Here is a 17,191-nt window from a genome sequence, read left to right on the forward strand (position 1 = left end):
GTCCCCGTTCATGCACTTGCTCCGAGCTGGACCTGCCGGTCGACCAACAACCACGTCGCTCGGGCGGTCGCCAGCACCTCCTGCTCCGCATCAAGCAAGGCACTCTCGGCAAAGAGCTTGCGGCCGGCCCGCCCGGTCGGCCACGCCACCACCACGCAGCGATCTCCGGGACGCGGCCGACGATCGATCCGCGCTGCCATTCGTCCGAGCAGGGCCGTCTCGTCACCATTCAGTCCCAGGTGCCGGGCACCCACGCTGCAATAGCCGGTCGGGCAGTCAAGAGCAGCCCAGAGGAATTCGGGCGCGACATGACCGTCCTCGCCGGACAGACTGCCATGAGGCACCCAGGAGGCAGCGAACACGACCGGCTTGCCCGGGACTGCCCCTGCCTCGAGCGGACCTGCGAAGATCCGGAGACCGTCGCCATGGCTGCGTGCGGGGCCACAGACGAAGCATCCTGGAAGGTTGTGGCTCTGTTCGTCGTAGGGCGTTCTGCCGACCGCGTTTTCGGCGGTTTCGTAGCTCACCCTGGGAACGTCCGGCACATCGACGCGTGCTGCATGCGCCGTCGCGAGCGGCTTGCCGCTCTCGCGCAACTCGATCCCGCCGTCGGTCCCTGTCAGCACATCGAGCGGCCGCTCAAGCGGCGGCGGGGCGCGCAACGTCACTTCAGCGTCTCCGGCGACGTGCCTTGCGAGAGATCCGCATACATAGCCTCCGTTGCCGGAGTTGGGCGGCCCCCGGAAGCGTCTGTCGATGACCAGCGATACCATTGCAGTTCGTCCGCGTCGCTCATCGCCCCATCGAGAAGAACTCGTCGTTCGGACGCATGCTGGTGACATTGGCGAGGCGGTTCGACATGCCGAAGAATGCAGCGATGGCCGCAATATCCCAGACGTCCTCCTCGGTGAATCCGTGTGCCTTGAGATCTTGGATGTCGGAGTCGTCTACCTCATAGGCCCGCGCCGAGACCTTCATCGCGAAATCGAGCATCGCCCTTTGCCGCGCGGTGATGTCGGCCTTGCGGTAATTGGCGGCGATCTGGTCCGCAATCTGCGGATTCTTTGCGCGCACGCGCAGGATGGCGCCGTGTGCCACGACGCAATACTGGCATTGATTGGCGCTGCTGGTCGCGACGACGATCATCTCGCGCTCGGCCTTGGTGATCGGCCCGGGCTTGTCCATCAGAGCGTCGTGATAGGCGAAGAACGCCCGGAACTCGTCAGGACGATGCGCGAGTATCAGGAAGACGTTGGGGACGAAGCCGGACTTTTCCTGAACCGCCTCGATTCGCGAGCGGATATCCGTAGGAAGCGTCGCGATGTCGGGGACGGGAAAGCGGCTGATGGCGGGCGCAGACATGTTGCAAGCTCCTGTTAGACTGCCGCGAGCGCGACGAGCGATTCCTGATAGGCCCCGAACGCGTCGCGCTGATCGGCGGCGTACGGCTCGACTCGCACGAGGCTGGTATGGGCCGAGCAGCCCTGGCCGAATTGGGACGTGCCGATATCGAGCGTGAGCACGTTCGGATTGCCGGCGATTTCCAGGCCGCTATTGCCTGTCGGCGTGAACCAGGCACCGGTCGGAAGCACCAGTACGCCCTGACGGACCTTGTCGGTGATTTCAGCCGTCGCGAGGCATTCCCCGCGACCATTCCAGATGCGGATCGTCTGGCCGTCATCGATGCCGAGAGCTGCCGCGTCGTCAGGATGAAGGCGAGCCTGTTCACGGCCATTGCGCTTCATGGCCCGGCTCGACGCGCCGGTTTCGAGCTGACTGTGAAGACGACCGGCCGGCTGGTGCGAGATGAGGTGCATTTGGCCTGCGTCGGCGGCATTGCCGAGCCATTCAGCCGGCTCGATCCACGCGGGATGCGGGCGACAGTCGGCATAGTCCAGCCTGGCCAGAGTTTCGCTGCCGAGCACGATCTTTCCGCTCTCGGTCTTGAGCGCATGCGCCTCCGGCTCGTTGCGGAAGTCAGCCAGGAACGTATGCTCCGTCTTGACCGGGCAGCGGGCATAGCCGGCTTCCCAGAACGCATCGAAATCCGGCATCGCAAAGCCGAAGCGCTGCGATGCGTCACTGCGGCAGGCTTCGTAGAGATGCCGGACCCAGCCCATCTCGTCTCGGCCTTCGTTGAATCGATCGGCCATCCCGAGCTTGGCCGCAATCTCATTGAAGATCTCAAAGTCGGATCGAGCCTCGCCCAGCGGCTCGATCGCCTTCTTCATCGCCAGAATGAAATCCGAGCGTCTGTTGCCGGCGATGTCATTCCGCTCGATCGACGTGGTTGCGGGCAGGACGATGTCGGCGCGCTGGGCCGTCGCCGTGAACATCGGATCCTGCACGATGATCGTTTCCGGTCTGGTCCAGGCCTCCGATAAGCGATTGAGATCCTGGTGATGATGGTAGGGGTTGCCGCCAGCCCAGTAGACCAGCCGCGTGTCAGGATAGGAGCGTGTCTCTCCTTCGTAACTGAACGACGCGCCGGGATTGAGCAGCATATCGCTGATCCGAGCCACGGGAATGAAGCTGTCGATCGGTCGCGCCAACTGCGAAATAGCCGGAGACTTGCCGACGTTGATCGGGGCCCCGACGCCGCCCAGCGATCCGTAGCCGTAGCCGACGCCGCCGCCCGGCAATCCGATCTGGCCGACAACCGATGCAAGTCCGAGCGCCGCCCAGAACGGCTGTTCGCCATGATGGGCGCGCTGCAGGCTCCAGCTCACCGTCAGCATGCTCCGCGTGTCGACCAGGCGGCTTGCGAGCTCGGCAATCTGGCCTGCATCGAGCCCGCAGATGCCGGCGGCCCACGCGGCGTCCTTTCGACCGCCATCGGCCTGGCCTTCGAGATAGCGAAGAAAACGATCCGCGCCGCTGGTGCAGCGCGCGAGGAAATCCGTGTCGTGCCGGCCCGCCTTCACGATCTCGCCGGCAAGGCCTAGCATCAGCGCGGCGTCCGTGTTCGGCCGGATTGGCCACCATTCGGCATCGACCCAGTCCGGCAGATCGTCCCTCAGCGGCGAGACGTGGATGATCTTGACGCCGCGCTCGACGATCTTCCTGAGATAAGTCTCGAGGCGGTGGCTGCCGATTCCTCCGGCCTCGTTTTGCGCGGTTCGCGGCGACAGAGCGCCGAACACCACCAGCGTCTCGGTATGCTGCGCGATCGTGTCGAGCGTATTGGCGCGGCCGCCGCATGCGTCGTCGCTGCCCAGCGTGTGGCGCAGGATCACGGGACCCGCGGCGATGGAATAGGTGTCGACATGCCTGGTGAAGCCGCCAACCAGGTTGAGCATGCGCTTCAGAAGCGACGAGGCATGGTGCAGGCGACCCGAGTTGGTCCAGCCATAGGAGCCCGCGAAGATCGACGCATTGCCGAACGTGCCCGCCACACGGCGTACTTCGTCGGCGACCAGCGTCGTCGCCTCGTCCCAGCTGACAGCGACGAACTTGTCCCGGCCACGACCGCGGCGATCACTCTTTTCTCGCTTGTCCAACCAACCGGAACGAACCATCGGCCGCAGCACGCGCCGGTCGGGATTAGCCCATTCGGCAACGGAATGGATGATCGGGGAAGGCGCCGGATCGTGCTCGAACGGCTCGACGCCCACGATGCGATTATCCTCGACGAGGATCGTGTAAGCACCCCAATGGCTGCAATGCGGGACCCGCTTGATCCTGCTCATGCGTCGACCGCCACCAGATCGCGCCGGATTTGCGCGGCGAATTCGGGATAGGTCTCGGCGAGTTCGTCGAACACGCGGCCGCGGAGCAGCTCCAGCGTCGACCCGTCCGGCAGCGGGGTCTGCCGCGGCTCGGCGTCATGTTTAAACTGAAAGCCGGTCGCCTGCTTGATCTCGGCAAGATCATGCCCGGGGTGAATGCTCTCGAGTTCGAATCCCGGCCGTGTCTTGTCGAACCGAAAGAGACCCTTGCCCGTCAGGAGAGCAACGGGACCGCCGCTCCGAAAGACTCCCTCTGCGCTGACGCCGGGGGCACTGATGAAGTCCACATGTTCGACGAAGACGCGCGGCGTATGCTCCTCGCGGAAGAGGATGACCCGCGGCACGACAAAGTAGAGATAGGCCGACCCGAACGAGCCGGGCCAGCGCACGCTGGAGCGCGGATAATCACCGGCGCCGACGAGGTTCACATTGCCGAAGCCGTCGATCTGGCCACCACCGAGGAAGAACGCGTCGATCCGTCCTTGACCTGCACAATCGAACAGCTCGGCCGAACCGTTGGTAAAGAAATTATGCTCGACAGAACCGAGAATGGAGATGCGTGGACCGACGGCGCCGCCCGCTTCCTTCAGTGCGCGCAGAAGCATCGCACCCGCGGCAGGAATCGGAGAGGAGGCGCCTACAGCGACATGCCTGACCCCATCGAGCAGCCGCGCGATCGTGCAAATCAGCACTTCGCGAGGGAGAACGTCCGCCATCACGCCGGCTCCATCTGCGCCTGCGCCATATAGGCGGAGAAGCCTTCAGCCGTTCGCGCGGCCTTCGCATAGCGCGCGATCTCGGCGCTGTCGGCCGGATACTCGCCCCAAAGACCGTACGGCCACGCGCCCTTCGGTGCGCGCGCGACTGCCGTGACGTAGAGTGCCGGCAACACACCGGCAGCGCTCATCTCGTCGGCGAGCAGGTTTTCTTCGACGATGCGCTCTACCGTGACGAGAACGGTTCGCGAAGCATAGGCCATGGCGGCGAGCTCGCGGCGCCGCCCGATCCAGACATTGCCGAAACGATCAGCCATGGGAACGTGGAAGATCGTGACATCGGGCTTGATCGCGGGAATCAGCACGATCGGATCGCCGCCGTCCGCCAGGGGATTGTCGACCACGCGCCAATCGTCACGATGGCGGAGCAGATCCGTTCCAATCAGCCCTCGGAGCGGCATGAAGGGACTGCCCTTCTGCGCCGCCACCAGGCCCGCATGGATGGCGGGGCACGTCGCGTCCTTCAGTCGAACCGCGCCATCCTTGACCGCAGCATTGAACCGGGGCGCTCCACCCGCTTCACCGAGCGAGACGGCGCTGGTCTCCACCGTCCGGACGAGACCCGCACCGATAAGCTGGTCGACCTGCAATCCGCCGGTTGGCACGCAGACGAGATCGAGATCACCCGCACCATGCTCGATCATTGGCCGCGTCATGGCCATGGAGACGCCGGCGTAGTCGACCGGCAGCGCCACGCGCATGCCCGGCTCGATGTGCTTCGCCATTGCGCGAGGCTCGCTCAACACCATCATCCTCCCCGTCTTGTTCTATATTGTAGAACGCAATTCCAAATTAATCTAGGCGGATTTCGACGATGCTGTCAATCTGACTTCGCCGCCGGAGCCTTGATTTGCAGGACTTTCCCGTGCGCAGCCGACCGCAGCAGCGCATGATTGCGCCGCGATCGGGCGGCTCGACTTGACAAGACGATGCGCTACGCCAAGAATAATTGGAATAGCGTTCTACAATATAGAACATGTCGGGAGGAAAGAATGGGTGAGCCTGCGGCTCAGCGCGCGATGCGCTCCGGCGATGCGAACGTTCGGACATTGCCGACCGGCCGCCTCCGGGACCGCGACGCGATCGGATCGAGCATTTCCGTCCGCGAGGCGGTGAAAACCTACGGCAGCTTCCATGCCGTCGACCGGATCAGCATCGATATCGAGCCGGGCGAGTTCATCACGCTCCTTGGACCATCCGGCAGCGGTAAGACGACGCTGCTCAACCTCGTGGCCGGATTCCAGAGCCTCGACAGCGGCGAGATTCTCGTCGACGGCAAGCCGGTCCACAACGTACCCACGCACAAGCGCGGCTTCGGCATGGTTTTCCAGAGCTACGCGCTGTTTCCGAACATGACGGTCAGCCAGAACGTCGCGTTTCCGCTTCGCATGGCGGGTGTCGACCGGGCAACTGCAGAGCGCCGTGTCGCCGAAACGCTGGAGATCATGCGGCTGACGGAGCATGCGGCGAAATCTCCCTCCCAGATGTCGGGCGGACAGCAGCAGCGCGTCGCGATCGCCCGGGCCATCGTCAGGAGGCCCAAGGTCGTGCTGATGGACGAACCCCTCAGCGCCCTGGACCGGCGGTTGCGCGAACAGATCCAGATCGAGATCCGCGACCTTCACCAGACCATCGGCAGTACGATCCTGTTCGTGACTCACGACCAGGGCGAAGCCCTGACGATGAGCGACCGCATCGCGGTGCTCAACGCCGGCAAGATCGTTCAAATCGGCCGACCGCTGGACATCTACCGGCATCCGACCGATCGCTTCGTCGCCTCGTTCGTCGGCGAGAGCAATCTGATCGAGGCGGAAATTCTGCAGAAGCGCGGATCGACACTGACGATGAAGAACCGTGCAGGATACGTATTCAGCGCCGAAAGCCGGGATACGATCGACGTCGGGCGCGCAACTGTGCTCGTGCGTCCGGAACGCATCGCCGTGTCGAACGAGCCGGCTGCGAATTCCACGCCCGTCAGCGTCACGTCTGCGATCTTCCTCGGCGAGATCCTGCGGATCGAGGCGCAAATGGATGGGGGAGATCCGCTCCTGATCCGGTGCACCGACATGGCCGACCGGCCCCTGCCGGCCGTTGGGGATCGTCTGCATGTGAGCTGGGGCGCCGCGGACTGTTGGGTGCTCGCATGACCTCGGCATCGCTCGGCGCCCTGGCGGGGCGCCCTGGGACTCTCGATCTCGTCAGGAGGTTGAAGGATCCGGCGCTGCTGCTCCTGCCCGCGCTCGCGTTTCTGGCTTTCATCTATCTCCTGCCGCTGATCGATCTCATCCGTATCAGCGTGAGCGGGCCGTCGTGGTCGTCCTACTTCGAGCGGGTGTTTGCGATCCCGCTCTATTGGGATTCGCTCGTCCGCACGATGCAGATCTCGGTCACCGTCGCAGGGCTGTGCCTGCTGTTCGGATATCCGACTGCGCTGCTCATTCACCGCAGTCGCGGCATTGCCCAGGTCCTGATCGCGACTGCGATCGTGCTGCCCTATTTCATCGCCATCCTGATCCGGACCTACGCCTGGATGGTCCTGCTCGGCCGCAACGGGCCGGTCAACAAGCTGCTGGTTTCGATCGGCATATTGAGCGAGCCCGTGCAGCTGCTCTTCAATCGCGGCACCGTGCTTCTCGGCATGACCGCCGTGCTGCTGCCGCTGATGGTGCTGACGATCTATTCCAGCGTGGCGCGCCTTGATCAAAGCCTGACCCGCGCGGCGCTGGCCAGCGGCGCCGGGCCCATTGCGGCGTTCTGGCGCGTGTTGCTGCCGCTGACCTTGCCCGGCATGGGCGCCGGCTTCCTGCTGGTCTTCGTCGCGGCGATCGGCTTCTTCATAACCCCTACGCTGCTCGGGGGACCCGGTGACCAGATGTTCGCCATGCATATCACCCAGCAGGCAGACTCGGTCACATCGGAAGGCTTCCTGCAGGCATTGGGCGTGGTGCTGCTGACGATCACGCTGGCGGTCGTCGCGGTGGCGGGACGCTTCCTCGGTTTCGAGTTCATATGGGGTGGCCGCAAGCTGACCGAGGCAACACCAAGAACCACTGACCGCCCCGCAGCCGATGTCGGCCGCCGCAGCCTCAGCGCCACAGCTGCCGACTTTGTCGGCTGGCCGCTTCTGAGGCTTTTCGGGCGGCTGCCGGCGAGCTTCGGAACTTGGACCGTTCGTCTCGTGGGCGGATTGGTCATTGCCATTCTCATCCTGCCGATCATCGTGGTGATGATCATTTCCTTCAGCAGCGCAAGCTATCTGACGTTCCCGCCGCCGGGCTTCTCATTCCGCTGGTACGAGCAGTTCTTCTCCGACTCGAACTGGATGCGGGCATTCTGGACATCCTTGGTCGTCGCGGCGATGTCAGCCGGCATCGCGATCGTGCTGGGCGCCTCGGCCGCCCTCGGCATCGTCAGAAGCAGCATTCGCGGCAAATCCGCCATCATGCTGCTTCTCGTAAGTCCGATCATCGTCCCTCCCGTCGTGCTCGGCCTGTCGCTGTACAGCCTGTTCCTGCGTTTCGATCTGGTCGGCTCCGTCTTCGGCCTTGCCGCGGCGCATGCGATCGGCGGCCTTCCCCTTGTCGTGGTGATCCTGTCCGCATCGCTTCAAGGCGTCGATACCAGGCTCGAACAGGCCGCCGCCGTCCATGGCGCATCGTCCCTGACGGTATTCCGCCTGGTGACGCTGCCTGCCATCATGCCGGGCTTGGCTGCAGCGACATTCTTCGCCTTCCTGCACTCGTTCGACGAACTGGTGCTGACGCTGTTCCTGTCGAGCGCGGAGCTGAAGACGCTCCCGCTCATGCTGTGGGGCGACATCAACTATCGGCTCAATCCGGTGCTGGCCGTGGTCTCGACGCTGGAGGTGCTGCTGGTGGTCGCGGGGCTCGTCCTTGCGCGACCCGTTCTCGCCACGTCGCGGAAGGCGACGTGACACAGATCAACTTCAACTGGAGGAAAGAGAAAATGCTGGGAATGAAACGCTGGCGATTGACGGCTTCCGTATTGGCTTCGGCCCTGTTCATCGCGATGGGGACGGGCCTGGCTCAAGCGCAGAGCAACGTCGTGATCATGCAGGATCCGGGCGGCGGATATGGCGATGCATTGCGCAAGGTCATGTACGATCCGTTCGAGAAGGAGACCGGCATCAAGGTGGTCACCGTCCAGGAGGCCCGCAGCGGCCCCCGCATCAAGGCTCAGGCCGAAGCCGGCAAGGCGCAATGGGACCTGACGTTCATCTTCGACCAGGAGACGAAGTTGCTCGGCGACTGCTGCCTGGCCGATATCGACTATTCCAAGCTGTCCGACGCGGCGAAACAGACGCTGGCGGCGATGCCGGACAATCTGAAGCGCAAGAAGGGCGTGGCACTGCAGGTGATCGGCGTCGGCCTCGTCTACAACAAGGACAAGTACAAGGGGGCAAACGTACCGACCACGTGGGCCGACTTCTGGGACGTGAAGAAATTTCCCGGACGGCGCTGCATGCCCGCCTGGCCGCGTTTCGTATTCGAAGCGGCGCTGATGGCCGACGGCGTGGAGAAGAGCAAGCTCTACCCGATCGACATGGAGCGGGCGCTGAAGAAGGTCAAGGAAATCAAGCCACACATCGCCAAATGGTGGACCACATCCGCACAGCCGCCGCAGCTCCTGCTCGACGGCGAGGCCGACATGTGCATGGCCTACACCGGCTCGATGAGCAAGCTCGCCCTGGAGGGCGCCCCGATCGAGCTGACCTTCAACCAGGGCTTCGTCTACTACGATTTCTTCTCGATCCCCAAGGGAGCGCCGAACTACGATAACGCGCTGAAACTGCTTTCCTGGCGGCTCGATCCCAAGCGCGCAGCGCAGCTCACCTCGACCTTCCCGGTCGCGCTTCCCTCCCAGGTCGTGTTCGAGGCAGCGACGGACAAGAAGCTCGCCCGCTACTGGGCCAACAATCCGGACAACGTCTCGAAGGCAATCGAATGGAGCCCGGACTATTGGGGCGCACCCTCGCCGGCCGGAAACTCCACCAATGAAGAGTACGGCCAGGAGAAACTGAACGCCTTGCTGGCGCAATAGGCAGGCTGATCGGCCCCGATCCAGGAGGATCGGGGCCGATCCCACACGCGGGCTGTTGCGGATCGCGCGACCATGCTAGACGCGGTGAAAGATCATTCTATTTTGGCTTGTGGATGGATAAGGCTTTCACCAAGGGGCTGCGTCTCCTGGAAGCACTTGCTCTGAGCGAGCAGCCCCGCGGGGTGACGGACCTCGCGAGCGAGCTGAAGCTCACCAAGAGCAACGTGCATCGGCTCCTGATGACTTTGCAGTCCCAGGGCTATGTGCGCCAGATTCCCCCGCACAGCACCTACGAGCTCACGACCAAGATCTGGGCGCTCGGCAGCCATGTCATCCACCGGATGGATCTCATCAACATCGCGCGGCCGGCAATGACGAAGCTTGCCGAGATCACCGGCGAAACCATCCACCTGTCCGTGCTCGAAGATACCGACGTCGTCTACGTCGACAAGATCGAGAGCGCTCACCATATCCGCGCCCATACGAGCGTTGGCATGCGCGCACCTGCGTTCACCATGGCGACAGGGAAGGCGATGCTCGCCCATATGCCAGATGACTATCTGGAACGCTTCCGGCCGCATCTCAAGCGGTATACGGAAACGACGCGAACGACGATCGAGGAGCTGCGCGAGGACATCGAGCTGGCGCGCACGCAGGGTTACTCCTCCGTCCTCCATGGCGAGTGGCGCGAGGGCATCGCAGCCTGCGCTTGCGCCATCCTCGGCCGCTCCGGCGAACTCGTCGGGGCGATCGGCGTATCCGGCCCCGACACCCGCATCAAGCGCAAGCAGATCAAGGAGTACTCGGTCCACGTAATGGAGGCAGCCCGGGCCATCGGCGCAGCCCTCGGCTATTCCAACAGGCCGGCGGCGCACCCTGCCCCGAGAAGCGATTCGATGCCGTCACATCAACCACGACGCACCCCTTGATCTTGCCGGCCGCGGTGTCCGTAGCAGGCAGTGGCGCGATGCGCTGCCGAATCCAATCAAGATTCCAAGTTCGTGCTTCTCATTGAGACGTTCCTCCCGAGATCCTTCTATTGGTGGACCAACTACGTGGCGGATTCGATGGGGGCTTTCTGTACGGGAACGCCTCAGAAGGACCTGGTCGTTGCTGAAGAGGGCATCATAGATGTCATGAGAGCTTTTCTGTCGAGCAATTGTCAATCGCTCAAATGACTACGACAATCTTCCCGACCGATTGTCGGCAGGCAAGACGCCGGATCGCCTCACCGCCCTCCCGCAGCGAGAACTCGGCCGTAATTCCTGGCGATAACAGGCCTTGTTCATACCAGTCCTGGAGCTGACGCCGGTTAGCAACGATCCGCGGATCTTCCGACAGGGTGAATGTTCGCCAATTGATACCCAGCACGTCGCAGTTCTTCAGGAGCGGAAGGTTGAGCGGCAACGACGGAATGCCGGCGGCGAAGCCAAGAACGAGATAACGTCCGCCTTCTGCGACACTTCGGATAGCGGCCTCCGCGAGCCAGCCTCCAACGGGATCGATGATCACATCGGCACCATTCGGACCGACTGCAGCCTTCAAACGTAAGGCAACCTCGCTGCGTTGCTTTGGCATCTCCACCGGATAGGATACCCCCTCAGCAGCCCCGTGCTGACAGGCGAAGGCAAGCTTCTCTTCCGACGACGCTGCGGCGACCACGCGGGCTCCGAGATTGCGAGCAACCTGAACCGCAGCGATGCCGACACCTCCGCCGGCGCCGAGCACAAGCACCGTCTCGCCTGCTTGAAGCCGGGCGCGGGTATGAAGCGCATAGTAGGCCGTCTCGAATGTGAATTGCATGACCGCGCCGTCGGCCAAGGACATGCCGTCCGGAATCGGAATGCAGCGGTCGACGGCAACGGCGACCAACTCTGCCATGCCCCCTGTCCCGGTACGGGCGGCAACGCGATCCCCGACGCTGAACGCCGTCACGCCCGGTCCCACCGCTGACACGAGGCCAGCGACTTCGCCGCCCGGTGCGAAGGGGCGAGGTGTCTTGACCTGGTAGCGGTCCTGAATGGTGAGTACATCCGGGTAGTTCACGCCGCACGCCCTCACCGCCACGAGGACTTGGCCGGCTCCGGGGACCGGATCTGGTACATCGAGCAGCCGCAGGCCCTCGGGTCCGCCCGGTTCGCAGCTCATCAACGCCCGCATCTGGTCTCTCTTGGCTGAATCCTGCGGCGGAGAATGAAGCGGAGCTGGCTCGCCGCAATGACGAAAACGATCAGACGCATTGACCATCGACGCCAGGGGAATGCTGGCGTGACGGCGATCCGGCCGTTAACATGATGCGTCATGTCGGGAACCTCACAGGCCAGAAGCCGATCAGCTCAAACGCCGCCGCGTTCGGCAATCGACACCGGCTATGTCGGCCTGGTGCTGAGCGGTGCGCGGGAGGCCGGGCTCGACATCAATCGGCTCCTGAGACGCGCGGGAATCGCGAACGGTCAGCTTGACAGGCCGGGCACCCGTCTGCCGCAGGAGCAGTTCGCGCGCATGATCGCAACCTTGACTCGCCAAACGCGTGACGAACTCTGGCTGCTGTGCAGCAGGCCCATCAAGCCCGGCACGTTTCGCATGATGTGCCGCCTGCTCATCCGCTGCACCAACCTGCGCGAGGCCATCAGGATAGGTTGCCAGTTCTATCATCTCGTCGTAGACGACTTCGCCGTTCGACTCGCCGAAGGCGAGCACGACGCCTCGGTCTACGTGACCGACAGGATCGACCAGCCGAACCGCCGGCGAATGGTCAATGGCGCCATCCTGTTGTTCACCTACGGCCTCATGTGCTGGCTTGTGGGCCGTCGTCTGCCCCTGATCACCGTGCATTACGTCTTCTCGGAGGAGCCCTTCAGCTCCGAGCTCGAGCCTTTCTACCGGGCTCCCATGCTGTTCGATCAGCCGCGCACCGAAATTCGCTTCGACGCCGAGTTGCTCCATCTGCCGATCATGCCCGACGAAGAACGGCTGCGGCGGTTTCTAGCCTCCATGCCGAACGCGCTGCTCGTGCGCTACAGGGACGACAGCAGCGTTGCCGAACGCGTTCGCGCCATTCTGCGCCGCAACCTCAAACGTCCCATGTCGCTCGAGGACGTCGCGGAGACGCTCGCCGTCTCGCCGCAGACCCTGCGCCGTCGCCTGATCGAGGAGGAGCAGTGCGGCTTCCAGGAGCTCAAGGATCGCGTCAGGCGCGACATTGCGACACATATGCTCAAGAAATCCCGCCTGCCGCTCGAGGAGATTGCGCTGTCGCTGGGGTTCTCGGAGCTCAGCACGTTTCACCGTGCATTCCGGCGGTGGACAGGGCTGACACCGGGCGAATTCCGCGAGCGTCACGCCGCCGCGGCGGACGCGCGGTAGGATTCCGCCAACCCGATTGGCATGCTTGGTCATTTCAACGGCCGCGCCATTGACCTGATACTACCCGCCAATGGGCCACCGACGTGGCGTCAGCGGGGAAGAAATGCCGATCTTGCGTCAATGGGCCGAGCGTCATCCTGAGAAAATCGCAGCGCGCGTCGCCTTCTCGAAGGACATCCTCACCTATGGCGAACTCGACCGGCGAGCGAACGGTGTGACCCAGATCCTCGTCTGGATGGGCCTTACCGTCGGCGATGGCGTCGCCATCATGCTCGACAACGACCTCACCTATTTCGAGCTTCTCTGGGGCGCTCGGCGGCACGGCGTCTATTACACGCCCGTCAGCACCCATCTGCAGCCCGACGAGGCCGCCTACATCGTCCGGGACAGCGGCGCGAAGATATTCTTTGTCGCAGCGCGCTTCGCCGACACCGTGCGCGCGCTCAAGGCCAACAATACTAACCGGTGCGCCATCTTCGTGATCGGCGGCTCCGATGACGGCAGCTTCGATTATGCCGCCGAGCTCTCGCGTTTCGACCGCATGATCGAAATCGGAGACGGTCCCGTGGGCAAGGACTTCTTCTACTCCTCCGGCACGACCGGGAAGCCGAAAGGCATCAAGCAGCCGCTGTTCTCTAGCGTCCGGCAGGCCCAGGCCTCCGGCGACTGGGTCCGCAGCAATTTCAACTTTGCGCAGGACACCGTGTATCTTTCGCCCGCACCCCTGTATCACGGCGCGCCGCTGCGCTTCACCATGCGCACGCTGGAAAGCGGCGGGACCGCCGTCATCATGACGAAGTTCGCGGCCGAGCCGGCGCTTGCCGCCATCGCGCGCTACCGCGTCACCCACAGCCAATGGGTCCCCACGATGTTCTTCCGTTTGCTGGCGCTGTCCGCCGAGATACGCGCCCGCTACGATCTGTCATCGCATCGCTGCGCCATCCATGCCGCCGCACCCTGCCCGCCAGTTCTGAAGGAGCAGATGATCGAATGGTGGGGGCCTATCGTGTGGGAATACTATGCAGGCTCAGAGCGCAATGGCGCCACCTGTATCTCGACTGCAGAATGGCTCGCTCATCGCGGCTCGGTCGGTCGCGCCTGCGTCGGCACCATCCACATTCTCGACGAGGCGCAGAACGAGCTCGGACCTGGCCAGATCGGCGACGTCTATTTTGACGGCCCGCAATTCGTCTATCACAACGATCCCGAGAAGACCGCGCGATCCCGCAACGCGCTGGGTTGGTCGACCATCGGCGATGTCGGCTATGTCGACGAAGAAGGCTATCTCTATCTTACCGACCGTCGATCGCACATGATCATTTCCGGCGGTGTCAATATCTACCCCGCCGAGATCGAGCACCGCCTGGCCTTGCACCCGCAGGTCGCCGACGTAGCGGTATTCGGGATTCCGAACCCGGAATATGGCGAAGAGGTCAAGGCAGTCGTCCAGCTCAAGAATCCGTCGCAGGCCTCGCCCGCGCTCGCACAGGATCTGATTGCGTTCTGCCGGGCGGAGCTCTCGCACGTGAAATGTCCGCGCTCGATCGACTTCGAGCTCGAACTGCCGCGGCAGGAGAATGGGAAGCTATTCAAGCATGTGCTGAAGCAGCGCTACCTGCAGCCCGCCTGATACCCCTCGACCAACCAGACAAGGAATGGAGCATGAATAAGCTCATCGCCGCGACCTGCGCAATGGCATGCGCCGTCCTCTCCCCGATCGCATGTGCCGAGAGCGGCAAACAAGGACCAGGCGTCACCGAGAGCGAGGTCAAGATCGGTCAAACCATGCCCTATAGCGGCCCGGCCTCCAGCTTTGCGGCCATCGGCCGCGCCATGACAGCCTATTTCCGCAAGGTGAATGACGAAGGCGGCGTCAATGGCCGCAAGATCAACCTGATTTCGCTCGACGATAGCTACAGTCCCCCGAAGGCCGTCGAACAGACGCGCCGGCTGGTGAAGAGCGATGAAGTCCTGGCGATCGTCGGGACCTTCGGCTCGCCGACCAACTTCGCCATCCAGAAATATCTCAACGCCAAGAAAGTCCCGGGCCTGTTTCTCGGCACCGGCGCCAATCGCGTCTCCGAGCCCGCAAACTATCCGTGGTCGATGGGCTGGCAGCCCAACAATCACGCCAAGGGCGTGATCTATGCCAAATATGTTCTGAAGGAGCGCCCCAACGCGAAGATCGCCGTGTTGTACCAGAATGATGATTTCGGGCGAGACTATGCCAAGGGGTTTCGCGACGGGCTCGGTGACAAGGCTGCCTCGATGATCGTCAAGGAGCTTAGCTATGAGATCTCCGAGCCGACCGTCGACTCTCAAGTCCTGACTTTGAAGGCTGCCGGAGCGGACGTATTCCTCGACATCTCGACGCCGAAATTCACCGCCCAGGCCATCAAGAAGATGGCCGAAACGAAATGGGAGGCACTGCACCTGCTCAGCGACGCTGCCGGTTCGATCTCGAGCACGCTGGTGCCGGCGGGGCTCGAGAACTCGAAGGGAGTGATCACGGTCGCCTTCCGCAAGGATCCGAACGATCCCGCCTGGGCTGATGATGCCGGCATGAAGGACTATCTGGCCTTCATGAAGCAGTACATGCCCGACGCCAATCCGTCCGAGACCTATCACGTGTTTGGTTATGCCACGGCTCAGACGTTAGTCCACGTATTGAAGAACTGCGGCGACGATCTCACCCGCGAGAACCTGATGAAGCAGGCGGCGAGCATCAAGGACCTCGAGCTTCCGATGATGCTCCCCGGCATCAAGCTCAATACCAGCGCGACCCGTTACACGCCGATGAGCCAGGAACAGCTCATGCAATTCGATGGAACACGATGGAAGCCCATCGGCGAAGTGATCGACGCGGAGAAATAGCGGCGAAGCAGAGCGACGCCCGGTCGAGCCGGGCGTGCATCTTCTAGCCGGATATCAGCGCTAATCCGTTGCGCGCAGAACTTCTCGCGCGATCGTCATCTTCATCACCTCGGTCGTGCCCTCCGCTACCTGGGCGATCCGGCTCTGGAAGTAGAGCTGACCGAAGCGGTTCTCCCTGAGCACCCCGAGCCCACCATGGATCTGGATGGCCCGGTCGATCACCCTGCAGGCGGCCAGCGGCGCAAAGCACTTGACCATGGCCGCCTCCTTGCGCGCATCCATGCCGCGATCGAGCATCCAGGCTGTCTTGTAGACCATCAGGCGCGACTGCTCGAGATCCATCTCGGATTCGGCGAGCATCCATTGAATGGCCTGCCGCTCGGCAAGCGGCTTGCCGAAGGTCTCGCGCTCGCGCGCCCGTTTCGCCGCCTCGCCCTGCGCCCAGCGAGCCGTACCGGTCAGTCGCGCGCCGATCACCGTGCGGTTGCGATTGAGCTGGTCCATCATGTAGCGGAATCCCATGCCTTCCTGACCGAGCATGTTCCTCGCCGGCACCACGCAATCCTTGTACTGGTAGTCGCAGCTTCTCCCCAGATACGTGCCTGGCGCCATGGTCTCGTATTCACGCAGCACGGAGACGCCGGGGTTGGGATAGTCGACGAGGAAGAGGCTGATCCCCTCGTACCCCTTCCCGGGGTCGGTTACCGCGTAGCACAGGAGATATTTCGGCGTGATGCCCGGATGGTTCGGCGGCGGCGCCCAACGCTTGATGCCGTTGATGACATAGCTGTCGCCTACGCGAACGGCCGTCGTCTGGATACCGGCCGCGTCCGAACCTGCTCCCGGCTCCGAGATGTTGATGTGATAGAACTTGTCTTCCTTGAGGATCGGGTAGAGGTAGGCCTCTCGCTGCCATTCAGGGGCGACGTACAGTGCGGGATGTGGATCGAGGAATCCCGACCAGGTCGCAAGCAGGCCGTGCATGACGGGCGATCTGACGATTTCCTCATAAACCAGGCACTTCGCGATGGTCCCGAGCCCTTGGCCGCCGGCCTCCTTCGGGACTGCGATGCCCCTGAACCCGTACTCGCGAAACTTGCGCACCACGTCCATGAAGATGTCGTGGGGAACGGCGTAGTCGTCCGTTCCCCATCGATCCTCCAGTGGCCGGCACACCTCGTCCACGAACGCGGCGGCACGCGCCTTGATATCTTGCTGCTCCCTAGAAAGTTCAAAATCCACTGCGATCTCCAACCTTTGCTCAGTGAAGCGAGCCTAAGACCCCTGTCTCGCGGCCGTTATGGCGCCGTAGGCCAATCTGGTTGGCCGATTGGATCATCGGGCCGGCTGCCCGTCCGGCGGCGTCGGATGCCGGCGTCGGCTACC

The 17,191-nt window shown here is 63.2% G+C and carries 14 protein-coding genes; 7 read left to right on the forward strand and 7 right to left on the reverse strand.

The genetic code is table 11. The annotated features are described in order from the left end of the window. Positions 1-8: 8 nt before the first annotated feature. The 5 genes from ASG57_RS35020 to ASG57_RS35040 all read right to left on the reverse strand — a co-directional run bounded on the left by ASG57_RS35020 (position 9) and on the right by ASG57_RS35040 (position 5,253). A complete protein-coding gene (locus ASG57_RS35020) occupies positions 9-668 on the reverse strand; it encodes a hypothetical protein (RefSeq protein ID WP_349510076.1) in 660 nt (219 codons plus the stop codon). A 124-nt stretch (positions 669-792) separates the two neighbouring features. Beyond that, positions 793-1,362 (reverse strand): peroxidase-related enzyme, encoded by a 570-nt coding sequence (locus ASG57_RS35025; protein ID WP_057199123.1) that lies wholly within the window; start codon positions 1,360-1,362, stop codon positions 793-795. A gap of 14 nt (positions 1,363-1,376) precedes the next feature. Then, positions 1,377-3,689, reverse strand: coding sequence for a molybdopterin-dependent oxidoreductase (locus tag ASG57_RS35030; protein WP_057199124.1), 2,313 nt, complete (start codon positions 3,687-3,689; stop codon positions 1,377-1,379). Next, positions 3,686-4,444 (reverse strand): CoA transferase, encoded by a 759-nt coding sequence (locus ASG57_RS35035; protein ID WP_057199125.1) that lies wholly within the window; start codon positions 4,442-4,444, stop codon positions 3,686-3,688. The genes ASG57_RS35030 and ASG57_RS35035 overlap by 4 nt, the downstream gene beginning before the upstream one ends. Then, on the reverse strand, positions 4,444-5,253 hold the full coding sequence (locus tag ASG57_RS35040; RefSeq protein ID WP_028146011.1) for a CoA transferase subunit A: 810 nt from the start codon (positions 5,251-5,253) through the stop codon (positions 4,444-4,446). The genes ASG57_RS35035 and ASG57_RS35040 overlap by 1 nt, the downstream gene beginning before the upstream one ends. Positions 5,254-5,496: 243 nt before the next feature. Here ASG57_RS35040 and ASG57_RS35045 point away from each other — a divergent pair, with 243 nt between their 5' ends. The 4 genes from ASG57_RS35045 (at position 5,497) to ASG57_RS35060 (ending at position 10,494) form a co-directional block, all read left to right on the forward strand. Beyond that, positions 5,497-6,651 (forward strand): ABC transporter ATP-binding protein, encoded by a 1,155-nt coding sequence (locus ASG57_RS35045; RefSeq protein ID WP_024342083.1) that lies wholly within the window; start codon positions 5,497-5,499, stop codon positions 6,649-6,651. After that, positions 6,648-8,438 carry an ABC transporter permease subunit gene (locus ASG57_RS35050; RefSeq protein ID WP_057199126.1) on the forward strand — a complete coding sequence of 597 codons (1,791 nt, stop codon included), beginning with the start codon at positions 6,648-6,650 and terminating at the stop codon, positions 8,436-8,438. The genes ASG57_RS35045 and ASG57_RS35050 overlap by 4 nt, the downstream gene beginning before the upstream one ends. 32 nt (positions 8,439-8,470) lie before the next feature. After that, complete coding sequence (locus ASG57_RS35055) at positions 8,471-9,565, forward strand: extracellular solute-binding protein (protein WP_057199127.1); 1,095 nt, start codon at positions 8,471-8,473, stop codon at positions 9,563-9,565. 113 nt (positions 9,566-9,678) lie between these two features. Next, the gene (locus ASG57_RS35060) at positions 9,679-10,494 is read left to right on the forward strand and encodes an IclR family transcriptional regulator (RefSeq protein ID WP_024342086.1); all 816 of its coding nucleotides are present in this window, start codon (positions 9,679-9,681) and stop codon (positions 10,492-10,494) included. Positions 10,495-10,735: 241 nt separating this feature from the next. Here the strand turns inward: ASG57_RS35060 and ASG57_RS35065 are convergent, their stop codons facing one another. Continuing rightward, positions 10,736-11,725 carry an NADPH:quinone oxidoreductase family protein gene (locus ASG57_RS35065; RefSeq protein ID WP_024342087.1) on the reverse strand — a complete coding sequence of 330 codons (990 nt, stop codon included), beginning with the start codon at positions 11,723-11,725 and terminating at the stop codon, positions 10,736-10,738. Positions 11,726-11,866: 141 nt separating this feature from the next. On the opposite strand from ASG57_RS35065, the gene ASG57_RS35070 reads away from it, so the two are divergent. The 3 genes from ASG57_RS35070 (at position 11,867) to ASG57_RS35080 (ending at position 15,805) form a co-directional block, all read left to right on the forward strand. Continuing rightward, on the forward strand, positions 11,867-12,931 hold the full coding sequence (locus ASG57_RS35070) for an AraC family transcriptional regulator (RefSeq protein ID WP_057199128.1): 1,065 nt from the start codon (positions 11,867-11,869) through the stop codon (positions 12,929-12,931). Positions 12,932-13,034: 103 nt separating this feature from the next. Next, positions 13,035-14,561 carry an acyl-CoA synthetase gene (locus ASG57_RS35075; RefSeq protein WP_057199129.1) on the forward strand — a complete coding sequence of 509 codons (1,527 nt, stop codon included), beginning with the start codon at positions 13,035-13,037 and terminating at the stop codon, positions 14,559-14,561. A gap of 32 nt (positions 14,562-14,593) precedes the next feature. After that, the gene (locus ASG57_RS35080) at positions 14,594-15,805 is read left to right on the forward strand and encodes an ABC transporter substrate-binding protein (RefSeq protein WP_057199130.1); all 1,212 of its coding nucleotides are present in this window, start codon (positions 14,594-14,596) and stop codon (positions 15,803-15,805) included. A 60-nt stretch (positions 15,806-15,865) separates the two neighbouring features. Here ASG57_RS35080 and ASG57_RS35085 read toward each other — a convergent pair whose 3' ends face one another. Then, positions 15,866-17,047 carry an acyl-CoA dehydrogenase family protein gene (locus tag ASG57_RS35085; RefSeq protein ID WP_057199131.1) on the reverse strand — a complete coding sequence of 394 codons (1,182 nt, stop codon included), beginning with the start codon at positions 17,045-17,047 and terminating at the stop codon, positions 15,866-15,868. Positions 17,048-17,191: the final 144 nt, after the last annotated feature.

This window comes from Bradyrhizobium sp. Leaf396 (assembly GCF_001424605.1).
GTDB classification, from domain to species: domain Bacteria; phylum Pseudomonadota; class Alphaproteobacteria; order Rhizobiales; family Xanthobacteraceae; genus Bradyrhizobium; species Bradyrhizobium japonicum_C.

What these genes read in the sequence shown, in the direction of transcription:
- ASG57_RS35060 (WP_024342086.1), top strand. Translation starts at nt 9,679, where the DNA reads ATGGATAAGGCTTTCACCAAGGGGCTGCGTCTCCTGGAAGCACTTGCT.
- ASG57_RS35075 (WP_057199129.1), top strand. Translation starts at nt 13,035, where the DNA reads ATGCCGATCTTGCGTCAATGGGCCGAGCGTCATCCTGAGAAAATCGCA.
- ASG57_RS35065 (WP_024342087.1), bottom strand. Translation starts at nt 11,725, where the DNA reads ATGCGGGCGTTGATGAGCTGCGAACCGGGCGGACCCGAGGGCCTGCGG.
- ASG57_RS35050 (WP_057199126.1), top strand. Translation starts at nt 6,648, where the DNA reads ATGACCTCGGCATCGCTCGGCGCCCTGGCGGGGCGCCCTGGGACTCTC.
- ASG57_RS35070 (WP_057199128.1), top strand. Translation starts at nt 11,867, where the DNA reads ATGTCGGGAACCTCACAGGCCAGAAGCCGATCAGCTCAAACGCCGCCG.
- ASG57_RS35030 (WP_057199124.1), bottom strand. Translation starts at nt 3,689, where the DNA reads ATGAGCAGGATCAAGCGGGTCCCGCATTGCAGCCATTGGGGTGCTTAC.
- ASG57_RS35055 (WP_057199127.1), top strand. Translation starts at nt 8,471, where the DNA reads ATGCTGGGAATGAAACGCTGGCGATTGACGGCTTCCGTATTGGCTTCG.
- ASG57_RS35035 (WP_057199125.1), bottom strand. Translation starts at nt 4,444, where the DNA reads ATGGCGGACGTTCTCCCTCGCGAAGTGCTGATTTGCACGATCGCGCGG.
- ASG57_RS35025 (WP_057199123.1), bottom strand. Translation starts at nt 1,362, where the DNA reads ATGTCTGCGCCCGCCATCAGCCGCTTTCCCGTCCCCGACATCGCGACG.
- ASG57_RS35080 (WP_057199130.1), top strand. Translation starts at nt 14,594, where the DNA reads ATGAATAAGCTCATCGCCGCGACCTGCGCAATGGCATGCGCCGTCCTC.
- ASG57_RS35040 (WP_028146011.1), bottom strand. Translation starts at nt 5,253, where the DNA reads ATGGTGTTGAGCGAGCCTCGCGCAATGGCGAAGCACATCGAGCCGGGC.
- ASG57_RS35045 (WP_024342083.1), top strand. Translation starts at nt 5,497, where the DNA reads ATGGGTGAGCCTGCGGCTCAGCGCGCGATGCGCTCCGGCGATGCGAAC.